At 70.0% G+C, this 23,281-nt stretch carries 14 protein-coding genes and 2 pseudogenes; 7 read left to right on the plus strand and 9 right to left on the minus strand.

The genetic code is table 11. The annotated features are described in order from the left end of the window. Positions 1–1,192, minus strand: a 1,192-nt coding sequence (locus FRADC12_RS05210) for a relaxase domain-containing protein (protein ID WP_232303625.1), incomplete at its 3' end; no start/stop codon positions are given. Between the two features lie 430 nt (positions 1,193–1,622). Between FRADC12_RS05210 and FRADC12_RS05215 the strand changes: the two genes are divergently transcribed. The 4 genes from FRADC12_RS05215 to FRADC12_RS05230 are packed head-to-tail and all read left to right on the plus strand — an operon-like array spanning position 1,623 to position 4,501. Continuing rightward, a complete protein-coding gene (locus FRADC12_RS05215; protein ID WP_198152776.1) occupies positions 1,623–2,054 on the plus strand; it encodes a hypothetical protein in 432 nt (143 codons plus the stop codon). A gap of 52 nt (positions 2,055–2,106) precedes the next feature. Further along, positions 2,107–3,471: a DDE-type integrase/transposase/recombinase gene (locus tag FRADC12_RS05220; RefSeq protein WP_045875782.1), complete on the plus strand. Its 1,365-nt coding sequence runs from the start codon at positions 2,107–2,109 to the stop codon at positions 3,469–3,471. Beyond that, entirely contained in the window at positions 3,468–3,689 is a 222-nt protein-coding gene (locus FRADC12_RS05225) for a hypothetical protein (protein ID WP_045875783.1), read from the plus strand. The genes FRADC12_RS05220 and FRADC12_RS05225 overlap by 4 nt, the downstream gene beginning before the upstream one ends. Next, positions 3,686–4,501 carry an ExeA family protein gene (locus tag FRADC12_RS05230; protein ID WP_045875784.1) on the plus strand — a complete coding sequence of 272 codons (816 nt, stop codon included), beginning with the start codon at positions 3,686–3,688 and terminating at the stop codon, positions 4,499–4,501. Before FRADC12_RS05225 ends, FRADC12_RS05230 begins: the two co-directional genes overlap by 4 nt. 83 nt (positions 4,502–4,584) lie before the next feature. Here the strand turns inward: FRADC12_RS05230 and FRADC12_RS05235 are convergent, their stop codons facing one another. The 6 genes and pseudogenes from FRADC12_RS05235 to FRADC12_RS05260 form a co-directional block, all read right to left on the minus strand. After that, a complete protein-coding gene (locus FRADC12_RS05235) occupies positions 4,585–5,430 on the minus strand; it encodes a relaxase domain-containing protein (protein WP_045875785.1) in 846 nt (281 codons plus the stop codon). A 615-nt stretch (positions 5,431–6,045) separates the two neighbouring features. Next, positions 6,046–6,432, minus strand: a pseudogene (locus FRADC12_RS05240) (type II toxin-antitoxin system VapC family toxin); the annotation flags it as partial. A 17-nt stretch (positions 6,433–6,449) separates the two neighbouring features. After that, positions 6,450–6,704 (minus strand): hypothetical protein, encoded by a 255-nt coding sequence (locus FRADC12_RS05245; RefSeq protein WP_232304119.1) that lies wholly within the window; start codon positions 6,702–6,704, stop codon positions 6,450–6,452. A gap of 139 nt (positions 6,705–6,843) precedes the next feature. Then, positions 6,844–7,944 carry a coiled-coil domain-containing protein gene (locus FRADC12_RS05250; protein ID WP_045875786.1) on the minus strand — a complete coding sequence of 367 codons (1,101 nt, stop codon included), beginning with the start codon at positions 7,942–7,944 and terminating at the stop codon, positions 6,844–6,846. A 499-nt stretch (positions 7,945–8,443) separates the two neighbouring features. After that, on the minus strand, positions 8,444–9,589 hold the full coding sequence (locus tag FRADC12_RS05255; RefSeq protein WP_045875787.1) for a site-specific integrase: 1,146 nt from the start codon (positions 9,587–9,589) through the stop codon (positions 8,444–8,446). Between the two features lie 362 nt (positions 9,590–9,951). Further along, a complete protein-coding gene (locus FRADC12_RS05260) occupies positions 9,952–11,796 on the minus strand; it encodes a hypothetical protein (protein ID WP_045875092.1) in 1,845 nt (614 codons plus the stop codon). A gap of 755 nt (positions 11,797–12,551) precedes the next feature. Between FRADC12_RS05260 and FRADC12_RS05265 the strand changes: the two genes are divergently transcribed. The 3 genes and pseudogenes from FRADC12_RS05265 to FRADC12_RS33750 all read left to right on the plus strand — a co-directional run bounded on the left by FRADC12_RS05265 (position 12,552) and on the right by FRADC12_RS33750 (position 14,437). Next, positions 12,552–13,175: a hypothetical protein gene (locus FRADC12_RS05265; protein ID WP_045875788.1), complete on the plus strand. Its 624-nt coding sequence runs from the start codon at positions 12,552–12,554 to the stop codon at positions 13,173–13,175. Positions 13,176–13,658: 483 nt separating this feature from the next. Continuing rightward, a pseudogene (locus FRADC12_RS32835) lies at positions 13,659–13,931 on the plus strand (MerR family transcriptional regulator); the annotation flags it as partial. 374 nt (positions 13,932–14,305) lie between these two features. Beyond that, positions 14,306–14,437: a hypothetical protein gene (locus FRADC12_RS33750; protein ID WP_255355259.1), complete on the plus strand. Its 132-nt coding sequence runs from the start codon at positions 14,306–14,308 to the stop codon at positions 14,435–14,437. Positions 14,438–14,976: 539 nt separating this feature from the next. Here FRADC12_RS33750 and FRADC12_RS30890 read toward each other — a convergent pair. Further along, positions 14,977–15,903 (minus strand): HEAT repeat domain-containing protein, encoded by a 927-nt coding sequence (locus FRADC12_RS30890; protein WP_157488700.1) that lies wholly within the window; start codon positions 15,901–15,903, stop codon positions 14,977–14,979. A gap of 59 nt (positions 15,904–15,962) precedes the next feature. Next, entirely contained in the window at positions 15,963–22,802 is a 6,840-nt protein-coding gene (locus FRADC12_RS32840; protein WP_052710696.1) for a DNRLRE domain-containing protein, read from the minus strand. Between the last annotated feature and the right edge of the window lie 479 nt (positions 22,803–23,281).

A 23,281-nucleotide genomic window follows, 5' to 3' on the forward strand; every position in this document is an offset into this window, starting at 1 on the left:
GCCAGCCGGCGACGACCCGGGCCGGGATACCGATCCGGTCGGCGAGCTCCTCGGCTTGGCGGCCGCCGTGCGCGGTCGCGAACACCCGCCGCCCGGCGGCATGCAGGAGGCCAGTCAGGACACGCATCGCCTCGGTCTTGCCGGTGCCCGCCGGCCCGATTGCCGGGCGGACCAGGTCGCCCCCGGACAGCAGCCGGCGGACCAGCTCCACCTGCTCCCTGGACAGCACCACCCGGCCGCCAGGATCGGCGCCCGCCGCGCCCGCGCCGCTCGGCTCGGGTCCAGGACCGGCGCGGCGCGGTTGGCGAGCAGCGGCAAGACGCGCGCCCAGGTAGGCGGGGTCGACCAGCAGGCGAGGCGGCGCGCCAGCGGTGACTTGGCCGTCGCGGATCAGCGCGGCGAGGGAATCCTCGGCGGCCAGCAGATCCTCGGTGGTGAAGACGAGTTCGGGCTGGTGGCGACGCCGCTGCCCGGGTGCTGTGGTCTGCACGAGGACGACCCGGGGGTCCGCGAGGAAACGGTCGGTCAGTGCTTCGATCGTGTCCGCGTCGGCCCGCGCCCCGACCCATCCGGCGACTGCGCGCACCACGTCCCGGCGCAGGAACGTCGAGGTCTTCTCCGTCAGCCCCACCGCCCCGGCCAGCAGATCAAACAGGTCGGCGACCTCCGGCTCGCCGAGCGGCGCCGGCCGGGCGGGCGTGGGTGCCGCGAGCTGACGGACCTGATCGACGGTGAACCCGGCGGCCCTCAGCGTTTCCAGCTGGGCGGCGTGGACCGCGTCGTCGGCTAGGACTTTCTTGGCCTTACGCGAGCCGCGCTGCGCCGCGGCCTTCGTCGCCCCCGACGGTTCCAGCCCCTGGGCGACCAGCTGCGCGAACTCGGCCTCGACCTCGCCGCGCCGGGTCGAGAACGCCTCCAACAGTTCGGTCGGGAACCCGGCCAGCTCCGCCACCCCGTTACGCACCGGCTCCCAGGCCAGACCCCGCCGCGCCGAAAGCTCCCGGCGCAACACCGCCGCCCCGACAAAACCGGCGGTCCGGACGTTCGCGAGCAGCACCTCCCCATCGATCGCCCGCCAGTCCCAGCCCGCCACCCCCGCCCCACCGTCGACCAGCTCGCCGTCGGCCGGGACAGCGACGGCGTTGACGATGATGTTGTGAACATGCAGGTGCGCCTCGGTGTTACGAGACACGTCATGCAGATACGACGCGACCGCCAGCCCCAGCGAATGCCGGCTACGACCGGCGACCAGGTGTCACGCGTCGTTCTAGGTGGGCACGGCGAGGCGGGTCGGCGCCATCGTGCGTGGGCATGTGCCAACTGTGATCTTGTGGTGGGTTTCTTGTTGGTGCGCGACGACAGGGTGAGCACGTCGGAAATGGCGACGGCCCTCCCCTGATCACCTTGGCCGGTTCGGGGAGGGCCGTGCGAGGCGCGCGGAGGCGCTGGTGTTCACCGTAGACGTGGATCTGGTCGAGGTCGAACGGCGGTTGGCGGTGGGTGGCTTGACCTGTCCGGGGTGCGGGAGTGGTCTGGCTGGCTGGGGGTGGGCGCGGGTGCGCCGGGTGCGGGGGATCGACGGGGAGATCCGGCCGCGGCGGGGGCGGTGTTCGGGCTGTCTGGTGACGCATGTGCTGCTGCCGGTGTCGTGCCTGGCGCGGCGGGCGGACGCGGTGGCGGTGATCGGTGAGGCGGTCGGGCTCGCGGCCGGGGGGATGGGGGTGCGCCGGGTCGCGGCGGCGGTTGGCCGGGCGCCCTCGACAGTGCGGGGCTGGCTTGGCCGGCTGACCGGGCGGGCGCCGCGGCTGCGGGCGGCGCTGGCGGTGCGGCTGCGGGCGGTGGCCGTCGACCCCCGGGTCCTGGAGATCGGCGGTGGGCTGTTCGCGGGTCTGGTGGCGCTGGTCGTCGCGGTACGCGACGCGGCGGCGGGCCGCTGGGCGGTGCCCACGTTGTCGGCCTGGGAGTTGGTGTCGTTCGTGACGGCCGGCGGTCTGCTTCTGCCTGCGTTCGCCCCCGAGTCGATCAACACGGGTCCGCGTCTGCCCACCTGGTGATCGTTCCGCAAGGCTGTTGATGTTGCTGTCAACCGTCTTGTGGAGGTGGTGGATGTCGGTGTCGGACGCCGAGATGGCGCGGCGGGCGGAGCGGGCGCGTGCGGTGGGCCTGTTCCGCTACGGGCTGGTGCGGGAGGCGGCGGACCCGGGGCTCTCGGCGCGGGCGCGGGGCCGGCTGGTGCGCCAGTTGGCGGCTGGGGAGCATGCCGGGCCGGACGGGACGCCGGTGCGGGTGTCGCGCAAGACGCTTGACCGGTGGATCCGGGCGTGGCGGGTCGGGGGGTTCGACGCGCTGGTGCCCGCGCCCAGGCGGGTGGAGGCGCGCACCCCGGCCGAGGTGTTGGCGTTGGCCGCCGCGCTCAAGCGGGAGAACCCGGCGCGCACCGCGGCGCAGGTCGGGCGGCTACTGCGCGCGAGTTCGGGGTGGGCGCCGTCGGACCGCACGCTGCAGCGGCATTTCGAAGCCCTGGAGCTCAATACCCGGCCCGACGGGACGGCGCCGGCGGCGTTCGGCCGGTTCGAGGCCGATCGTCCCAACGACCTGTGGATCGGGGATGCGTTGCACGGGCCGCCGGTCGCCGGCCGCAAGACCTACCTTTTCGCTTTCATTGACGACCGTTCCAGGGCGCTGGTGGGCTACCGGTTCGGCTATGCCGAGGACTCCGTCCGTCTCGCGGTAGCGTTGCGGTGGGCGCTGGCCTCGCGCGGTGTTCCCGCCGCTGTCTACGTGGATAACGGCTCGGCGTTCGTGGACGCGGCGCTGCGCCGGGCCTGCGCAGTCCTCGGGATCAGACTCATACATTCCACCCCGGGCCGGCCCGAGGGCCGGGGGAAAATCGAACGTTTCTTCGAGACTGTTCGGGGCGAGTTCCTCGTCGAGATCGCCCCGGTCGGCACCCATGTGTTCGGTGACCTGTCGGCGTTGAACAACGCGTTCACCGCCTGGGTGGAGACGGTCTATCACCGCCGGGTGCATTCCGAAACACAGATGGCGCCGCTGGCCCGCTTCGAGGCCGGCGGCCCGTTCACCCATCCCAGCGACGCCGCCCTGGCCGAGGCGTTCAAGTGGGAGGAACACCGCAAGGTCCGCAAGACCGCGACGATCTCCCTGCACGGCAACACCTACCAGGTCGAACCGCACCTCGTCGGGCGCACCGTCGCCGCCGTCTACGACCCGTTCGACCTGTCACACGTCGAGATCCGCTGGCAGGGCCGCCCCGCCGGGGTCGCGATCCCCGCCGTGATCGGCCGCCACGCGCACCCGAAAGCCCGCCCCGAGACCCCGCCCACCCCACCACCGGCGGCGACCGGCATCGACTACGTCGACCTGCTCACCGCCGCCCACGACACCGAGCTCGCCGCCGCGACCATCAGCTACGCGGCGGCCACCGCCCCCACCGGCCAGGACACCCCGTGACCGGCGCCCACCTCGACGACGCCCTCGCCCTCGCGCACCGCGCCGCCGACCTCGCCCACGCCGCCGCCACCCTCGCCGACCCCTACCACACCGACGACCAGCTCCTCATCGCCGAAACCGTCCTGACCACCGCCCTCGCCGTCGAACGCCTCGCCACCACCCTCATCGACCAGTGCATCGAGGACCCAAACCCCGACCAGGAAGGACCCAGCCGGTGAGCATCGACCGGATGCAGGCCCACTACGGCTTCACCCGCATGCCCTTCGGCCGCGACCTACCCATCTCCGCGCTGCACCGCCACCGCGCCCACAACGAGGCCGTCGCCCGTATCGGCTGGCTCATCCACACCCACGGCCTCGGCGTACTCACCGGCGAGGTCGGCGCCGGCAAGACCGCCGCCACCCGCGCCGCCACCGCCACCCTCGACCCGTCGCGGAACACCGTCGTCTACCTGCCCAACCCCGCCGTCGGCGTCCGCGGCATCCACAACGCCATCGTCACCGCCCTCGGCGTCACCCCCCGCTTCCACCACGCCACCCTCGTCCCCCAGACCGCCGACGCCCTCGCCGCCGAAACCACCGAACGCGGCCGCCACGTCATCCTGATCATCGACGAGGCCCACCTCCTCGACACCACCCAACTCGAGGCCGTCCGCATGATCACCAACGCCGACATGGACTCCGCAAGCCCCCTGACCTGCCTCCTGATCGGCCAGCCCACCCTGCGGCGCCGCCTCAAACTCGGCGACATGGCCGCCCTCGACCAGCGCATCACCCTGCGCTACACCATGCCCGGCCTCGACCCCGACGAGACCCGCGCCTACATCACCCACCACGTCCGCTTCGCCGGCCGCTCCGACACCCTGTTCTCCGACGACGCCATCGACCTCATCCACACCACCGCCCGCGGCCTGCCCCGCGCCGTCAACAACCTCGCCATCCAAGCCCTCATCGCCACCTACGCCCAGAACAAGACCATCGTCGACCACGCCGCCGCCCGCACCGCCATCACCGAGGTCACCACCGAATGATCACAAAGGCGGCGACAAGCTGAGCACCACGACGACAACCCGAGCACCAAGGCCCCGCCGGCACCCCGCCGACGGGGCCTTCCTCATCCAAGATCATGCCCACCGTCAACGACGCCATCATGGACATCCAGCGCGGCGCCTAACACCAGGCCGAACGCGGCGTGCCGCTCCAGATAGCCGATCGTCGCCTCCACCGCCGCGTCCAACGCGGCCCCGACATCCGCGCGCAGCGCCTCATCGCCGAACGCCCACAGCAGGCTCACCGACTTCGGCGCCGCACACACCACGTCATAGCCCAACACCGTCGCCGGCGGCACCCGGCCGGCGTTCCACCGCTCCAGGTCGGCCCGCCGCACCCGCCACCGGCCATCCGACCCCCGCACACCGGCCAACTGCTCGCCCGGCCTCCCGGCCGACGCCGCCGCCTCAGCGCCAGTCGAGCCGCCCGACACCGCGGCATCGCCGCCGGACTCGTCGAGATCACCAGTCCGGGCGGCTGACACGGCGGCGCCTGCCTCGGCCGTGCGCTTGACCAGCCGCCGCAGATAGTCCGCGCTCACTTGGACCACCGGCGCCGCCTCGGCCAACGTCAACCACTCCGCCTCCGCGGCGCCGGCTTCCTGCCTTCTACCGGCGGCCCGGGACATCCGGCTCGCCGGACCCGGTCCGCTCAGCAACGGCAGACCGGTGACCGCGTGCCGGCCGCGCAACAGCCGCTCCAACCCGGCACCCGAGACCTCCCCGCGCAGCCCGACCAACCCAGCCAGCCGACCCCGGGCCCGGCCACGCGCGTGCCCCCGGCCGTAGTAGCCAGCCAGCGCATCCTCCGGCTGGCCACCCTGCACATAGGCCACCACCGCCCCCGCCGCGCGATCGACATCCTGCGCCCGGCGCGCCCGGACCCGCAGCACCTTCGCCGTCGCGATCACCGACAAACACCGAAAGCCACGCCCCGCGGACCGCGACAGCGCCGAACGCCGTCAGGAGGAAAATACCCAAGGGGACACGACATCGACTGCTCCAAGCCCCGCAGGACGACGGCCCCGAACCAGCCGGGACACGCCCCAACAGCACCCGACACTGACGACCGAAGTCACCGCGAAGGCCATCGCCAACGTCACCGCCACCATCACCGCGACAAGGTCAGTCATCGCGGAAGCCCTCGTGAAGGCCCTCGTAGCGGCCCTCCCTACCAAGACCCCGGCCCCATGCCACGACAGGCATCACCGACATCACCACGGAAGTCACCGCCAACATCACCGCCACCGTCACCGGGACAAGACCAGTCACCGCGGAGGCCCTCCTGAACGACCGGCCCAACGCAACCGTGGGCCCGATGGCATCGCCTGCCTCACCGCGCGTGCCATCACCGAGGACATCCCCCGAGTCGGTCCTCGCGGAGGCCCCGCCCGGTTTGGCGTTCGGTCAATACCGAACACCGAACGGCCTCACCGGAGCCGCGAGCCGGACGCCGACGGGAGAAGGGCGGCTCCGCGGATCGCCGGGTGATCAGTGAAGGCTGACGAACGCTCGGGGAGACGAGGTCAGGGCAGAAGGCTCAGTGTCCGGTTTGCCTTGACGATGGTGAAGTGACGTCGGTCGACCGTCGCGACCTCGTCAATACCGAGGCGTTCCGCGCACGCAATGACAGAGGCGTCGACGGTGCCGAGCGGAAGATTCTGGTATCGGTCGACGAGGTCCGCGATGCGAAGCCAGTCGGTCGGATGAACGGGCTCGATGTCGAAGACACCAGACGCGAGATCCCCGAGGAATCGCAGCTCCGCGCGGGTCCCGAGCCGGGAACCGAGCAGATAGACGACCTCCGTCAGGACCAGGGTCGGGACGATCAACGGGCCGGGGTGCGTCTCCAACAAGTCCGCGCAGGCTTCGTGATGCTGGTCATCGGCGTCGACGTAGGCGTAGAGCGGCCCGGCGTCGACGACGAGAGCTACGGCGTCACCTCGTTGGCGAGGATCTCCTCAATCCGCTCGGAGATGTCATGCTGTCCGCTGCGCCCCGCCCCGCGGGCGCCCAAGACCCTACGGCCTCCGCGCGCCTCGGCGCCGTGTTCGAGCAGCTCGGCCAGGTTCGCGGGGACGATCGCTGCCAGCCGCCGGCCGTGGTCGGTCAGGTAAACAACCTGTCCGGACTCGGCGGCCTCACGGGCCACGAGGGTCAGCTGCTCACCCTCCGGCAAAGGCATCTCAGTCACGACAACATCGTAACGCCGCATGCCCACGAGCACCGAACGGCGACCACTCGCCGACTGCGTCACGGCAGGCATCGCGCCGGACCGGGTCATCGCCGAGGCCAGCCACGCGGGCGTTCACCGGGCGGTGCGATCAGGACGTCGGTGGCGATGGTGGCTCGCCGGCCGTGCCCTGGCGTGTCCGCCGGGGGATCGTGGCGAGTTGGGTCAGGGCGTCGTCGCGGGCATGTTCGGCGGCCCGACGGGCGGCGTCGGCGTGGGCGGCGCGGTTGATCGCGTCGAGGGCCTCGGCGCGGGCGGCGGCCAGGTGGGTGACGGCTTGGTCGGCGCGGGCTTGCTGGGCAGCGGCGGTCTCGCGGGCGGCGGCCAGAAGCTGTTCGGTGGTGGCGGCGCGTAGCTGGGCGAGTTCGGCAGTCTGGCGGGCGGCCGACTCGTCTTCGCGGGCTGCGGCGAGCTGCCGGTCGGCGTCCATCCGCGCCCGGTGCGCTGCGTCGCGGCCAGCTTCGGTGGCCGCGAGGCGTTCGGTCGCGCGGTTGAGGTCGGTCTGCAGGTGCTTGGCTTCGGTTTCGGCGATCTCGGCGCGGTGGACGGCGGCCTCAGCCGCACGTTGGGCCTGCTCGCGGCCAGCTTCGGCAGCGGCGCGCGCGGCGTCGCCAACCTGAGCATTGCGGACGGCCTCAGCGGCCCGGTCATCGGCGGACTGCGCCAGCTGTGTCTGCTGCGCCGCCTGCGCGGCTGCTGTGGCGGCCTCTTGACGTGCCTGGGCGGCGTCGGCGCGGGCACGCTCCAAATCGGCCTGCATCTCGGTCGCGGCGTCTTCGGCGGTCAGCCGGGCCTGCTGTTCCGCGGCGAGGCTCACTTCCGCGTCTGCGACTGTCTTCAACGCCTCGGCGCGTACGGCCGCGAGCTCGGCGGTGACGGCTTCCGGGTCGGTCGCGGTTCCCAGCAGCTCGCGCGCTACGCCGGCGGCGGCCTCGAACTCGGCGAGCAACTCGGCGAGCCGGTCGACGGTGGTCCGCAGGGACGCGCCCGCGAGGCTCGCTGGCCGTTCGCCGGCCTCCGCTGAGTCCGACGGCGCGCCGACGGACCTGCGGGCCCGGCGCGCGCGGAACGCCGTCTGCGCGGTGTGGTCCGGCCGGACGCAGTACCGGGGCGCTGGCCCGCCGGTCGTCGGCGGTGGCGCGGCCGGCTCGCCGCAGCCGGGGTAGGCACAGACGGTCCGTCGGTCCGCCACATCCGTTCGTTCATTCATATCATCATGATATGTACGAATGGTCGAGGCCGGGCCCGTTATCCACAGCCCTCACGCCGCCGACGCCCCCGTTGCTCGCCCGGAACCGTCGCAGCGCTCGCGTGGGACCGTGCAGCAACGCCCGCCCATCGCGGTGGGATCTCCTGCGAACCTGAAAGATCGAATGCGCCCCAGATATTGATCTTTATAGTGGAGCCGAGGCGGGCAACCGCGGATACCCGCTGACCTGTCTTCCAGCATCGCACCGCCGGTACGCGGCGGCAGAAAGTGAACGCGACCTCGGGACACCGCGAAACCCACTGGGCCACCGAAACGCGTCCGGCACATATGGAATTCCTGGCGTCGCCACGAATTCCCAGGCAAAGGTCGTGCCGTCCAGTGTCGTCAGATCCCTAGTGATGCGAAGATTTCAGGCGACGTCAAGCCAGGCGCGTAGTCCTCGGCGGATGACGTCGCTGGCGTTCAAAAGACGGGCGGATCATCAGTCGAAGTCGAGGATCGAGAGGGTTTCGGCGGCGCCGGGGTTGGAGACCTTGCGGCCGATGTAGGTGCTGAGCGTCATGGATGGATTGGCGTGGCCGAGGACGTCGGCGATCTGGCGGGGAGAGTGGCCCTGGTCGTCGAGGATGGTGGCGACGGACTTGCGGCCGAACAGGTGCGAGGTCCAACCAGGGAAGCCCGCGGCGTCGAGGGCATCGCGAATGTCGGCGTTGGTGTTGCGCGGGTCGCGCAGGCCGCCGGCCGGGGCGAGGAAGACGACGTCGTCGGGCTTCTGGCCGTGGTAGCGGGCGCGGAGCATCTTGACCGCCCAGGGCGGTAGCGCGATGCGGCGGTGGCCGGCCTTGGACTTGGGACGCGGCTTGATGTAGATCCCCTTGCCCGTGACCCGGACGACGGTTGCGCGGATCTCGACGGTGCCTGCCTGCAGGTCGACGGCGTCCCAGACAATGGCGCAGACCTCGCCGAGGCGGGCGCCGGTGGCGATGACCATGTCGACGAGGTCGGGGATGTCGCGGCGGCAAGCCTTCGCGTCGTAGGTCAGCAGCGCGCGCAGCTGCCTGAGCTGCGCGACGGTCATCGCGCGTACCGTGTCGCGGCCGGACGTGCGGGCGATCTGCCCGGTGTCACGGACGACGTTGCGGTCCATGGCATCGAGGCGGGCCGCGTGCGCGCACATCCCGGACAGCACCGAACGCGCCGTCTTCGCGGACCCGTACCCGCTGCGCTTCGCGAGCGTCGCGAGGAACCGGTCGACGAGGCTGACAGTCAGCTGGCGCAGCCGGATCTCGCCGAGCGCGGGAACGATGTGCTTCTTCAGGGCGATCTCGTAGGCGGCGAGCGTGTTCGGGGAGAGGTCCCGCTGGCCCAGCGCCTCGAAGTACGCCTTGCCGAGCTCGCTGACCGTGCTCTCGCCGGTCAGCTCGCCGTCGCCGACCGCGGACCGGTTCCGGTCGCGCAGCGCCTTGCGCAGCGCATGCGTCGCCGCGGTCTTCGACCTGCCCGCACGCTCAACCTCACGCAGCACCCCGTCGTGGTCCCGGTAACGGCATCGCGCACGGTAACCAGAGGCGATCCTGCTGAAATAGAAGTTCCCGCTCGTTCCGAGCTCCATGACGGGACGTGCCACGGTGTATCACCACCATCTCCAAGGGCGGCGCGGCCTAGTCAGAGCATACCTGCGATTTCCCGCGTTTACCCCGCGCTATGGACGAAGGCCGTCGACCGACGTCGACTATTCAACGTCTCGAAAGTGCCTGTGCTGCAGGCAGATCCGACAGTTCGCGAACGTTGCTGAACAACGTTGAAAAGGGCACTTTGCTTTTCCGCGGGTTCGGGGTTCGAGTCCCTGGCGGCGCACCCGTACGCAGGCCTGTGACCTGCGGGAACTGACCGGCCTAGAGCCGGTCTTTTTCGTTGGTGATCGTTGTGGGCGTCAGGTGGGCGTGGCCCCCCATCGCAATGCCAGTGAAACTCTCTTGATCGCGTGGGTCAGGCTGCCATGGCTGGCTGAGTGTGGTCACGTTCGGTGACATCGGGAAGCGTGAGTGTTGGGGCCGCCGTGGTGAGGGTGTCGGTGATCGGTCCGCAGATCCGGGTCTCGTAGACGACCTTGCGGGTGGTGAGGCCGGGTCCGGCGTGGGGGAACTCCGAGACGCTCTTCGCCCGGCGTTCGCGGGTGCGGTTGCGGTCGGGGGTGTTGCGCCGCCGGCTGAGTGCGCTGTGGATGGCGGCGAGCCGGTGCGCGACGACCTCGTCGGGCAGGCCGGGGGTCGCCGCGCCGAGGTGGCGGGTGAGCGCGAGCACCGTGGCCTTGGTGGACAGTTCCCGGGCCAGGACCGGCTGCCCGGCGCGGGCGCCGCGCTGGGCGGGGGTGGCCTGCGCGGCGGCGCTGCGCTGCACCGCGCGCAGGAGAGCCGCCCCGAGCAGGAGAGCGGGGATCTCCTGGTCGACCTCGAACGGGTCGGTGGCGCGCAGCATCGGCCCGGCTCCGGGTCCGGAGTCGTTCAGGGTGGCCTTGGTCTCGCGGATCGGGGTCTCGGTCGCGCCCCATCGGGCCCGGTAGCCGGCGGTGAGAGCGAGCGCGGGCAGCGCGGCGGGGTCGGTGATGTTCGTGGCCACGGCGAACGTCTCACCGGTGTGGACGCCGTCGGCGAACACGTCCCACTCGACGTCGCGCCAGCCGTGCAGCACGTCGTCGGTGCCGAGGTCGACGAGCGCCGAGCCGTCGGGCAGCCACGTGTCGACGTCGACGGTGATCCCGGCGCGCAGCCGCACCGCGAGGTTCATCCCGGCGCCGGTCAGCCGCCTCAGCCGCTCGGCGCCGGGGAAGTTACGGTCCCCGACGTGCAGGAGCCCAGGGTGACAGATCGCCGGGGTGGCGGTCGCGACCTGCTCGAGCAGCGTCTGCTCACCGGCGTCCTTCGCGCCCGAGGACGGGCCGTGGGCGTAGCCGAGCGGGGTCTTCGTCCCAGCGTCGACGTCGATCAGAAGGCGGACGTGCGGGAACGGCGCCGGGTCGGTGCCCGCCCCGAAGCGCTCCCGGTTCGCCGCCGTGTCGGGCAGCCGCAGGAGGGTCCCGTCGAAGCCGGCGACCCGGAACGCTCCCGCGGCCAGCGCCTGTGGGTCGTGCGGGTCGAGGAGCTCCGCGCGCAGCACCACCAGGACCGCCTCGCACACCGCGGCGACCACCACCCCCGGCACGCCGCGCCGCGCCCGGGAGAACGCCGGCCCGCCGGGCGTGGCGGAGCAGCGGGTGAACGGGACGTCCGCGACCGGCGCGAACAACGCCGCCAGCACGTCGTCCCACCCGGTGCCCGCCATCCACGACCCCAGGACCAGCGCCCGCACGACGACCCCCCGGGTCAACGCCAACGCCGTCTCCTGCCCGCGCACGGCGTCATCAGGTGCGGCGTCGTCGCTGCCGGGCGGTGTCGTCGCCTGGAACTGGGTGAACGCCTCGGCGATCAGCCGGTCGAGCGCGCCGGGGCCGAGCCGCCGGTCGAGCTCGGCCTCCGCCGCTCCCAGCGACACGTGGTCCGCCGCCCGGCCCGACAGGGCCAGATCCCCGTTGTCGTAGGCCCTGAGCGTCCCGGCCAGCACCGGCCGGTAGACGATCACCTGGTCGCCGTGGCGGGCCGGGAGCGCGCCCTCAGCCAGCGTGAGCAGGCCGCGGCGGTCGCGGGCCGGCGCCCGGCCGCCGCCGCGGCGCCCGGCCGTGCGAACCGGCCCCGCGGCCAGGTCCTCGGCACGCACCGCCAGCAGCCCGGCACCGACCCGGCCGAAGGCCACCCCGGGCAGCGCGACCGACGGGACGACAGGATAGAAACAGGACACGGCGGACTCCGGGTCAGGGAACTGGCTTCGACACCCTTCACCTCACCCGGAGATCCGCTCAAACCCCGCAATCCGGGCACTCCCAGCACCCAAATCCTCCGCTCCGGCGACCTCCCACCCCACCCCCGACCGTCACCCAACGTCACCGCTAGCTCAGGCGCGGCCGGGTACCTCACACCTCGCGATCAAGCGCCTTACAACGGCATTGCCCCCCATCGGGGCGCTGGCGGATCGTTTCGGTCATGGCCGACCAGGCGCCAACGGCCAGCACCCCGCCCCGTGACACCCCGGCCAAGACGTGTCCCGGACACGCCGCGATCCGCCACAGATGCGACGTAGGCCGTCCCGCCCAGCCCGACCGGACCGGCGGCCGACCCGCATCGCCGGCCGACCGCGTGTGGGCGACACTCGGCCTCCAGCGTGGCGGGCCGGTCGCGGACGACGGTGGCCTGGCCGCTCTTGGGGGTGGCCGAGGGCGACCCAGTTGGTGGCGATCTGCGCGTTCGACGACACCCCCTGGGAGGTCCCAGCCGAGCCAGTACGTCGGTCGCACGATCAGGACCCGGTCGTCGTCCACGAGGATCACTGCGGCGGCCATCCACGTACGCGGCAGCCCACGCTGCCACGCCAACGTGCCCGTACCGGTAGTGATGTCCACGGCCGTCACCGTAGCCGGCTTCGGCCCATTCACCCGAGGGTCGAGTGACCTGCCGGAATAGATCCCCACTGTCCTGATCGACGGCATAATCGGCGCCATGATTCGCCCGCGACGCTTCGCCCTCGCCGTCCTGTTCACACTCACCGTCGCGGGCTGCACCCTGCCCGGATCGAGCGCCGCCGGGACAGACACCACGCCTACCCCCGCCAGACCGGCCAGCGCCGGACCGGCCCAGCCCGGACCGCTGGTCGTCTCGACGTCGACCTCGACGGTCTACCCGGCGCACTGTCAGGCGACGGACAACAACGAAGAGCCCGACCCGACCTGCACACCCGGCGCGCTGAACCCGGCGGTCACCCAGGCCACGATCGGATCGACGATCTGCAAGTCCGGCTGGACCGCGACGATCCGCCCGCCGACGTCCTACACCAACAAGATCAAAGCTGAGGCGATCGCCGCGTACGGCGACTACGCCGGCACCGCGATGGGCAACTACGAACTCGACCACCTCATCTCCCTGGAGATCGGCGGCTCCCCGACCGCGGTCGCGAACCTCTGGCCCGAAAAAGGCGAACACAACGACAAGGACCCCGTCGAGAACGCCGCCAAACGCGCCGTTTGCTCCGGCCAGATGAGCCTCGCCGACGTCCAACAGCAGATCGCCACCAACTGGGTCGCCCTCGGCCACAAACTCGGCGTCACCGGCATCCCCGCCACCTGACCACACCACCCACAAGAGCGGCCAGGCCACCGTCGTCCGCGCCCGGACGTGACGCCCAAAATGGACTGATCTCCACGAGCGCCGCGCCGGAGGCGCGCGCTCGTGGGACTCGAACCGGTGGAGCTGAGTGACCACAATACGAACCGGTACCCGATCCTGCGCGGGCCGGTCATCAACGTCATCGACACCGTTGCCAGGCCAGCCAGCTGCACAGATGTCATGGCGTGATGGCGTCGGTACCAGACAGATAGCTCCATGGTCGGGCTCGGCTAGATGCGGACCGCCACCACCGCCCGTCCGCTTCGGCGGTCCGGGCCTCGTCGTCGCGAGCCCGCGAGGCTTTGTGTGGGTCAAGGCAAGCTCGCCTCCGCCCGGGAACTTGGGTCCGCTGGGTCCTCGTACAGCGATTCACCGCGGTCTCGTCAAGATCCGTTCACCGTCTGTGTTGACCTTCGAGTCGGGTCGAAGGTTTACGGTGCTGCCATGGCTTCCTTTCGCATCTCGCAGTTGGCGGATCGTGTTGGAGTGCCGGCGACGACGCTGCGGTTCTATGAAACGGCTGGGCTGCTGGCCGCGGAGCGCACCCCTACGGGTTGCCGGATGTATGGCGAGGAGGCGGTGGAGCGGTTGGCGTTCATCTTCTCCGGGAAGCTGCTGGGGCTGTCGCTGGAGGAGATCGGCGACCTGTCGAGCGTGTGGGAGCAGGGGGTGTGCGCGGCGGTCCGGGAACGTATGCTGCCGCCGATCGCCGCCCGGATCGCTGACGCCGATCAGCGGGCCGCCGAGCTGTCGGCGTTCTCGGCACGGTTGGCCGCGTTCCACGCCGAACTCGGTCAGGCGGCCCCTGCGGGTGGCTGCGGTCCGGACTGCGGCTGCCTGACCACCGCCAGCTCCGTACCTGCCGGTCCCGTGTCGCTCACGCTGTCCCCGGTCCGACCTGACGTCACGGCCGCCGAAGTGTGGCCCGACGTGCCGGCGGCCTGCACCCTGGGCGTCGACGAGCAGACCGACCGAGCCGCCCAATGGCGGGCGCTGCTGGAGGAGGCGGTCGGCCGGGAGGAGATCGCTGACGGGCTGCGTCTGACGTTCCACCTGGCGCGGACCTCGCCGCGCGGATCGCCGCGCTCGCCGTGGCTGAGCAGGACTGCTGTGCGTTCTTCGCCTTCAGCCTTGATTTCATGCCTACGGCGCTTGTCCTCACCGTGCGCGCCCCGCAGACCGCCACCGGCCTGCTCACCGACCTGTTCGGCGCAACCGCATGACCGCGTCGATCGGCCGTCCGCGTCCGTGGTCCACGATCGGCGCCTTGGTCGCCGCGATTGCTGCGTGTGCGCTGTGCTGCGCTGGGCCACTGCTCGCGATGCTTGGTGGCGTCGCCGCGGTGGCGACCGTCGCCGCTGTGTGGGTGCCCCCGCTGGGGGTCGTGGCCGGCGTCGCGTTTGTTGGAGCCGTCGTGGTCCGCCGTCGCCGCCGCGCGGCCTGCCGGACCGTCGCTGGACCGGTCGTCCTGGGCGCCCGCCCCGGCCGCCGGGATGCGGCGAGGACCGTCGGGTCGTAAACGGCGCCGCGCGGGTGGCGGGCGGCGCGGTGCCGGTGAGCTGCGAGGATGACAGGACAGACCGGGCAGACGAGCGTGTGGAGGACCCGGACGGTGTCCCAGGGACCAGACGGCCTGGGTCGCGGGAATGGAACGCCGTCAGGTCGCGGTGTACCTTGTCGCGCTGGCCTCGGCGCGGCCGTCGGTCTCGCGGCACCGGGGTCGGTTCTGAACTGAGACATACAGACAAGCTGAACGAAAAGCTCAGAGCGCCACCTTGGCCAACTGGCGATCAAGCCTTGATGACACCGTCGCACGGAGCTGTGCCCGTTCGACCTGCGACAAGGGGCCGAACTCGCCGCGGAAGCCCCGCGCGAGCTGCGGAAGGTTGGCCTGGATCCAGGCTACCTCGGTCTCATCGCGTTTCGCCCAGTGCTTCGCTATCACAGAACGCGCCTCCGTGAATGCATCCAGTCGCACGGCGCTCTGTTGACCCAGATAATTCAGCTCTAGCTCCAGCGCTACGGTCGTGCCATCTGCTCGGCGCGCCGCGTCTAGCCTGAGCCGACTTACGACCGCGTCGACCGCACGGGCGTCACCTACACATATCAAGGCCCTAAGCGCGGATTCTCTGGTTTCGACATCGCGCCGCCGCAATGGAGGGACCAGGCGGTCGGTGCACGAATCATCACCTCTCATCGCAAGCGTGAAGAGCGCCGAAGTCCTGATGAAGGCGAATGGGTCATCAGCATACGCCGCCACCGCGTCTACGTCAACCTTGCCAGAGCCGTGTGCGAGCACACCAAGACATATCCCACGTTCAAGTTTACCCAGGCTGTCCAGCAATGCCAGGACGACACGCTCACCTTCACCGCCGGCCTTCACAAGGAGGTAAGCCGCTTCGGCGCAGACACCTAGATCTGGAGCCCGCACAAGTCGCTCCAGCAGATCGATTGGATAGTCCGACGCCGGGCATTTCGTGATTGCTTTGAGAAGCGAAGTGCGCCGCCGATCTGATCCCTCCTCCTCTAGCCGTCCGAGCAGCGCTCGACATGCCCAGTCAGATCCCAGGGAAGCCCGCTTCCCCAGCTCGCTTATCAGCACGTCGAACTGCTCCGCTGACATCTTCGCCGAGCGAAGCCGCTCAAAATCATCCTCAACCCACGATTCTATTCCTGGAAAGATACTCACCAGTTCAACCGCCCCAATCCACGCTGTGCAGCCATGAACGCACCAGGCGAGAGAGAACCCTACGCGACGTTATTCCAATGCCCCCTTGGAACGTTGTATCTCCAAACGGTTCTACGCCACCCGGGATTTTGAGCGACGAGCCACCGATCCGCCTTACTCTGCCAATCGCTATAGCGCGCACCATTGGCTTTCACCTCGATAAGTAGCGTCCAGTGTTCCCTTGGGTTCGTTACCACATAGTCTACGATGCGAATGGCCGGCGCTGGGGACCTCGGGAAGTGCACCTCCAGTCTTTTTTGCGGCGTTACTCTGACGCTATTGCCCCACCTCGCACGGATATCCCTGAGGGCCATAGCCTCAGCTATTTTTCCAATTTGATTTGAACTATACCGATGGTAGGAGCTCCGAGGACTGTGCAGGTTGGGGTGCGGACACCACACGCACAGGCGGCCGTCGAGGTCATTGCCATTGACGGGGTCTTGGTTGACGTAGTCGTAGGGGTTGGCGGAGCCGCCGGGGACGGGGTCGGTTTGGTCGAAGCGGCCGGTGTCGGGGTTGTAGAGGCGGACACCCATCAACGTGATGCCGGAGAGGGTGTCGTGGGTGCGTTGTTTGGCGCCGAGCCAGCCGTAGCGAGGGTAGGCGCTGGCTTGGAAGTAGGGGAGGCCGAACTCGGAGGATTCGGTGTAGCTGGTGATGGAGGTGGCGGTGGTCAGGTCATCGGCGGTGGAGACGGTGTCGCCGTGGAGGTTGGTGAGTTGGAGGGTGACGGTGCCGGCATTGGTTTGGATGGCGGCGAGGCCGCCGTCGATGCCGGTGATGTTGCGGGTCCAGCTGGTGGTGCCGGTGGCGATCCAGGCGGGGCTGTCGCCGGATGAGGTCGTGTAGTGGTTGGTGGAGGTGGTGGAGCTTCCGCTGTCGGTCCAGGAGCGGAACCGCAAGGCGGGGTCGAGGGTGTAGGTGCGGGTGGTGGTGCCTACGGTTTCGGTGTTGATGAGGTCGTTGGTGTAGTAGCCGAGGGTAGCCGCACTGCCGGACGGGGTGTAGGGGTCGGTGAGGGTGCGGCCGAACAGGTCGTAGGTGTAGCCGGTGGTGGTGAGTCGGTCGGCTTGGTCGTAGCTTGCGGGGTAGCCGGTGGGGCTGGTGGTGGTGGAGCAGTTGCCGGTGTCGGGTTGGCCGCCGGCGTCGGGGTAGCTGGTCAGGGCGGTGCGGTTGGATTCGGCGTCGTAGCTGTAGAGGCGGGTGCTGCAGGTGCGGGGTCCGCCGTAGGAGACGGCGTCGATAACGGAGGTGAGTCGACCGTCGTTGTCGTAGCCGATTGTCTTGGTGGACGGTGGGGTGGCGTCGCGGCGAACCTGGCCGTGGACCGAGCGGGCCTGGGTGAACGACAGCCAGATCGAACCAGATTTGGCGTAGGTGAGGCTGGTCGGCTGCTCGACGTTGTCGTAACGGGTCGTCGCGACCAGGCCGTTCGGGTAGGTCTGCGAGGTCAGTTTCCCGTCGCCGTCGTAGGTCGCGGTGAACGTCGAGGGCGCGCTGCCGGCGCCGACGCCGAGCGAGGTGAGCAGGCCGCGGTGTTCGCCAGTGCCGTCGTAGACGTAGCTGTAGGCGCCCTTCCCGTCGGCCCGTGAGGAGATCCGGCCGTCGAGGTCGTAACTGGTGGTGGAGCTGTTTGCATCGGCGTCGGTCTGTGAGGCGACCTGGCCCCAGGAGTCGTAGCCGGTGGTCAGGGTGACGCTGTTCGCGGTCGTGGTGGTGGGTAGGCCGGTCGCGGAGTCGTAGCCGTAGGTCGCGGTCGGGATCGCAGTTCCGCCATTGGCGGCTGGGCTGACCACCACTGCCTCCGAGGTCTTGCGCCCTGCGGAGTCGTAGGTATCAGTCGTGGTGCGGGTCGTCGTGGTGCTGGAGACGGTGACCGCGTCGGCGCTGGTGAGGACCTCGCCGAGGTTGTTGTAGGTGTAGGTCGTGACCGGGAGCGGGTTACCGGTGGATGGCTGGGCGGCCGGTCCGGCGGTGCAGGCCAGGCCGGAGTTGGAGGCGTTGACGCAACCACCAGAGCCGGTGGCGGTGTAGTAGGTGGTCAGCGTCGTATAGGCGTCGGTGCCGGTGCTGTTCGCGGCCGGCTGGCGGTCTTCGACGGTGTTGCCCGCGAGGTCGTAGTAGGTGGTGTGGACGATGTCGGGGGTGGAGCCGCCGCCCATCCAGGTGGTGACGGTGGTGGGTTTGCGCAGGACCCAGCCGGAGGTGTTCGGATCGGCCCCCGTTTTGGCGGCGTAGCCGTTGACCGTCTTACGCACGTCGAGGTCCGTGCCGTTCGGAATCCGGACCGAACTCGTGACCGTGGTCGCCAGCCTGTAAGGGCCGCCTGTGCCTGGGGCGCCCTGGTCGTAGTCGGTATGGGTGTGTTCCCGGCCGGAATACTGCGCGCCGGAGTCATCGACGATCGGATGCGTAGGCCCGTAGGTGTCGGTGACCAGCACGCCGTCGGCGGCATAGACGGTCTGCTCGTCGAGGAGCTGGGAACGGGCCGCCGACGTCGTCTCGGCCACCACGGTCGGGTCGGTGTCCGCGGTGGGGCTGAGTGCCTGGTTGCGGTTTTCCGCGGACAGGGTGCGGACCGGGTTGCCCTTGGCGTCGTGCTCGGTGGTGGTGATCTGCCAGGCACCGTTGCCGTAAGAGGCGGTGTTGACTCCGCGGCCGGCGGTGTCGAGATAGGTCAGGTCGGCGTACGGCCAGTCCGCAGCCGCCGGCGGGCTGGACGGCACATGGTCGGCGGAGAACACCCCGGCCGCGTAGACGGGCAGGTCGGTCTGCGCCCAGCCGGCGACCTGACCGGCGGACATGTCGATCGGCGCCCCTGTGCCGGTGACGGGAATGTCGTAGGCAACCGTCTGCGTCGCCGTGCCTCCGACGGGGGCTGGCCGGGACGCGGAACTGATCCGGCTCGAGCCGTCGTAGGTCAGGCTCCAGGTGGCCCGACCCGGTGGTGTGATCGTCGAAAGCCGGCCGGCCGTGTCGTAGCTGTAGGTGGTCGCCAGGCTGGTGCGGGGGTCGCTGGCGGAGCGCAGCCGGCCGTCGGTGTCGTAGGCGAATGCCGCGACCGTGACGGGCGTGGCGCCGTTGAGCGCCATTGCGACCGCGGTCAACCGGCCGGTGTAGTCACCCCACGTCGCCGGATTCGTGCCATTGCCGGTCGCGGTGACCGACGTCGCATAGGTCATGGTGAGGGCGCGGCAGCCGGCGACCAGCGTCGTGCACGACACCCCGGCTGGCACCGGCGCCAGGATGCGAGTCGTGCGCCCGGCGCTGTCGGTGGTGAACGACGAAGTGGTGTTGGTGCCTGGTTCGACGACCGAGCCGGCACGCCAGACGGTCACCCCGCCCACGGTCTGCGCGGTATAGACGGTCTTCGTGCCGTCCATATCGGTCAGCGTGAACTGAGTCGCGGAGTCCTTGGCCAGCTTCGTCCCGTCGGCACCGGTGTCACCGACACCGGTGTAGGTGTATGGGTAGCTGGACGAGCTGGTCAGGGAGTAGATGGACTGGACGCCGGTCTCGTCAGTGAGTGTGACGAACCCGCCCGAGTCGGCGTTCTCGGTCAACGTCTCATCGGCGGTACCGGCATCCGGGCCAGGCATCGACGCGGTCCAGCCAGGGCCGAAGATGCTGGTGGAGGCGCCCGCGGGCAGCACCTCAAACATCGCCCAGGAGTTCTTCGCGGCCGACGGCGCCGTCGTGGCGATCGTCATCGTCTGCCCCGGGCCGGTCGCGGCCGCGGTCCGGTAGAGGGCCGCGCCCGTCGCGTCGGAGACGTGGTAGCTGCCGGCGAGCGTCACCCCGGCCGCAGGGGTCGGGACAGCTTGGGCCTGCCAGTCGGAGACTGCGGCGAACACCATCGAACCCGCTGCCGAGGACGTTAGCGACTGGCTGAGAACACCGGCCGACGCGTCCCCAGGCGGGCCGACGTTTGTGGCGCCGATCGGGCTGTCGAGGTTGGCGCCCGTGACCACGAGGACCTGGAGGAACTTCGCGCAGGTGTTCGTCGCCGCCGTCAGCGACACCGTCCGAGCCGTCGCCGACGAGGTCCGCGCCCACCAGGCGACCGACTCGTCCTTCAGACTCGTTGCGCCGGTCACGCCGATCTTCGTCCAGACCAGACCGCCCGAGTCGAAGATCGCCGGACCGTTCGACGTCCCAGAGAAGTTCGACGTGGTGTCCCCGAGCGCGAGCAGCAGCGCGCCCGCCGGCGCTGTGAACGACGCCGTCACCGCGTTACCCGCCACGGTGCAGAGCGAGCCGTCCCACCCGACCGCCGCCGGGGACGACGAGTCAACAGCCAGCCCCGCGCCGGGCGCGTTCGTCGCCAGCGCGGCGTAGGTCCGCCCGACCGAGACGCTGCCGGTGTAGGACGGAAGCGACGCGTCCGTCGCCGACACTGAGTAGTCGCCCGTCAGCAACGCGGCTGTGCCCGGGCCGACCGGGGAGGTCGCAGTGGCGTCGGCGAAGGCGTGCCGTGCGTACTGGACTGTGCGTGCTGGTGCGCAGGTGACGGTGCTCGAGGAGTCGCGGAAGCAGGCCTGCAACTGCAGCGGACCGTCGGGCGCGCCGATGGCGCTCATGGTGGTGCCTAGGTCCCAGGTGAGCTTGTCGAACACGCCCGAGCCGTTACGGGCCATCGGCCAGGACGGATGCGTCGAGGTCCCGGCGACGGTGACATCCCCGGTCGGGACGTTCACCCACGGGGCGGAGGACGCCTGGCCGAGGTGGTACTGGAACGTCACCGACACCTGGCTGGCCGGCGCCTGGCCTTCTACCGAGGTGTACCGCTGGGTGCGAGCTCCGTCTGCGGGTTGTTGCAGGGCGCCGGTCCCGACGCCGAAGATGTAGGTCGCGACCGGGGAGAGGTTGCCGGCCTTATCTTTCGTGCGCAGGTAGAAGGTGTGCAGCCCGGCGGTCGCCGTCAGGGTGGCCGTGGCTGTCGATGTGGTTTCGGTCGCCGGCGAGGGCTGGTCGACGCCGTAAAGGAAGGACTGCGTGTCCCCGCCTGGTGAGGTCCAGGTAAACGTCCCCGAGGTCGTCGCCGTCCAGCCGCCGGCCGTCGGCCACGCCGTCGAGCTCACTCCCGTCGGGGCGGCGGGGGCGGCGGTGTCGACGGTGAACGGAATCCAGTCCGACCAGGCCGCCGAGTAATCCAACCCGTCGAAGGCGCGTGCCCGCCATTCGTAGGACGTCCCGTTCGTCAGCGTGCTCGCTGGGACGGTCCACGAGCCTGTCGCGTTCGACGGGATGTTGGAGACTGATCCGCTGGTGATCTGGGTGGTGCCCGTGGAGTTCCAGACCTCGAAGTCCAGCCGCAGCGGCGTCCCGTCGGGGTCGGTCGCGGCGCCGCGCAGTGTCGGGGTGGTCGTGTTTGTCAGGACTGTGGCGGGGCTGCCACCGCACTGGGCCGAGCAGGGGATGGTGGAGCGGTTCGCGACCGTGCCCGGGAAACCGTTGTAGGTGACGGAAATCGTCGGCGGGGTTGTGGTGTTGCCGGAGTTGAAGTACTTGAACTGGTCGGCGTTGGCCTCGTCGCCCGCGCGCAGCGTCAGCGACTCCGACGACAGGCCGTTGGCCGCCCAGGCCTGCGCCAGCGAGGTGATGTCGATGCTGACCGCGCCGGTGCCGCAGCTATTGGCCGTTCCCACGTTGGCCGTCGACGTCGCCCAGGTGGTGCCGTCGGAGGCGGGCTGGGTGTTCCACGTCGTCCCCGCCGACAGCGCCGCCGAGCCCTGCACCAGCGTCGGCTCGGCGGTGCAGACCTGCGACCCGACCTGCGTGAGCTTCAACGTCGCGGCCGAGACGTGATGGCTGGCGATCGTCGTGGAGTCGAATTTCAGGAACGACCGAGTGACCGTCCCAGTCAGATAGTTCCCGACCTGCAGGTACTGATAGGTGTCGTAGTTCGTCGTCGCGCTGCCGCTGCTGACCTCGGTGTCGAGGGTGTCCGCGAGCACCGCCGCCGGGTCGATCGTCACCGGATACTGCCGGGACGGGTCATCCAACCACGACGCATCAGGCTTCAACGTCAACGTCGGCGCCTCCGGCTTCGCCGTGTCCAGGGCGCCGTCAACGGTCCGGGTCCGGTCCGGCAGGCCGTTCTTCGCGTCGACGTGGGCGTCCCACATCACCGGCGTCGGGGAACGCATCACCGTCTTCCCCCCGGCGGACAGCCGCACCTCACCGCCCGCCGTCCGCGACGCCGTCATCCCCGACAGCCGCAACGGCAACCGGCCCGCGGCCTTCGCCGCCGCCGCCGTATGCGCGACGATCCGCATGTCAAAACCGGTCGGCAGCACCACGACCACAAGATCGGTGCCCGGCGCGACGCCCGGGTAGGTAGCGGTGTTGCCGGCAAGCTTGGGTGCGGGAAGCGCGTCGGGCCAGGTGAACGCCACGGTCCGCCCGGAATCGACGAGCGAGGCGACGTCGCCGCCAGAGCTACCGCCCGCCGACAGCGTCACCGTGCCCTTGACCGCCTTCGGGACGACCTTGCCGCCGACGACGGCGAGCGTCGTATCGACCGGTGCCCAGTCATCGCCCCGGCGGACCCGCACCACCCCGGACGCCGACTCGACCGTCGTCGAGCCGTCCGGGTTCACGAACGTCGAGGTGGTCTCCGTGCGGGCATCCGTCACCTCGATCCGGCGTTTCTCCGCCCGCGCCGCGAGCTGCGCCGAGACGAAGTCCGGCCGCTCCGCCGGCCCCGACGCAGCCGCGCTCGGCGCGGCACCCCCGGCAGCATGGGCGCCGACGCGCAGCGCGGGCACGAACGCCGCTGCCGCCGACACCAACGCCATCGCCAGCAGCACCACCAGAACGCGCACGGACATCCGCCGCGCCAGCACGGTCGCGAACACACCGACTCCGATCCCGAAACCAGCAACAAAGGGCACAGGACAAGCCAGCGCGGAAACCAGAGAACGACACCGTCCCCGCGGCCGCGATGGGACCACCGAAAATGAGGCCTACACAGCAGTCAGCGCAAGAGCAGAACCCACCAATTGATCAACAGTGCCGTAGCGGAAAGTAACACCGACAGCCTCAGCACCTTAAGGTTCCACGACCCGCCACAAAGAAGTCGCACGTCGCGCGGTCCGAACAGTGCAGGTCGGCCACCGATCGCCACCGACCTCGTTACGGAAAGCTTAGAAAGTGATGTGCGTCACACAAATTTCGTTAACATTTTCGTAATGACTGGCGGGAGAACCATCTACCTGCGAGTAGACGGTTGAGGAGGTGGAGCGCCAAACAGGTAGCGCACACAACGTCAGCCGTGGTATTTATCTCGCCCGTACATCCGCACCCGAACTAACCGCATGCCATACCCGTCGACGAC

This window comes from Pseudofrankia sp. DC12 (assembly GCF_000966285.1).
GTDB lineage: Bacteria > Actinomycetota > Actinomycetes > Frankiales > Frankiaceae > Pseudofrankia.

Excerpts from the sequence above, each read along its gene's own strand:
- FRADC12_RS05220 (WP_045875782.1), top strand. The coding sequence starts at position 2,107 with ATGTCGGTGTCGGACGCCGAGATGGCGCGGCGGGCGGAGCGGGCGCGT.
- FRADC12_RS05265 (WP_045875788.1), top strand. The coding sequence starts at position 12,552 with ATGATTCGCCCGCGACGCTTCGCCCTCGCCGTCCTGTTCACACTCACC.
- FRADC12_RS05245 (WP_232304119.1), bottom strand. The coding sequence starts at position 6,704 with ATGCCTTTGCCGGAGGGTGAGCAGCTGACCCTCGTGGCCCGTGAGGCC.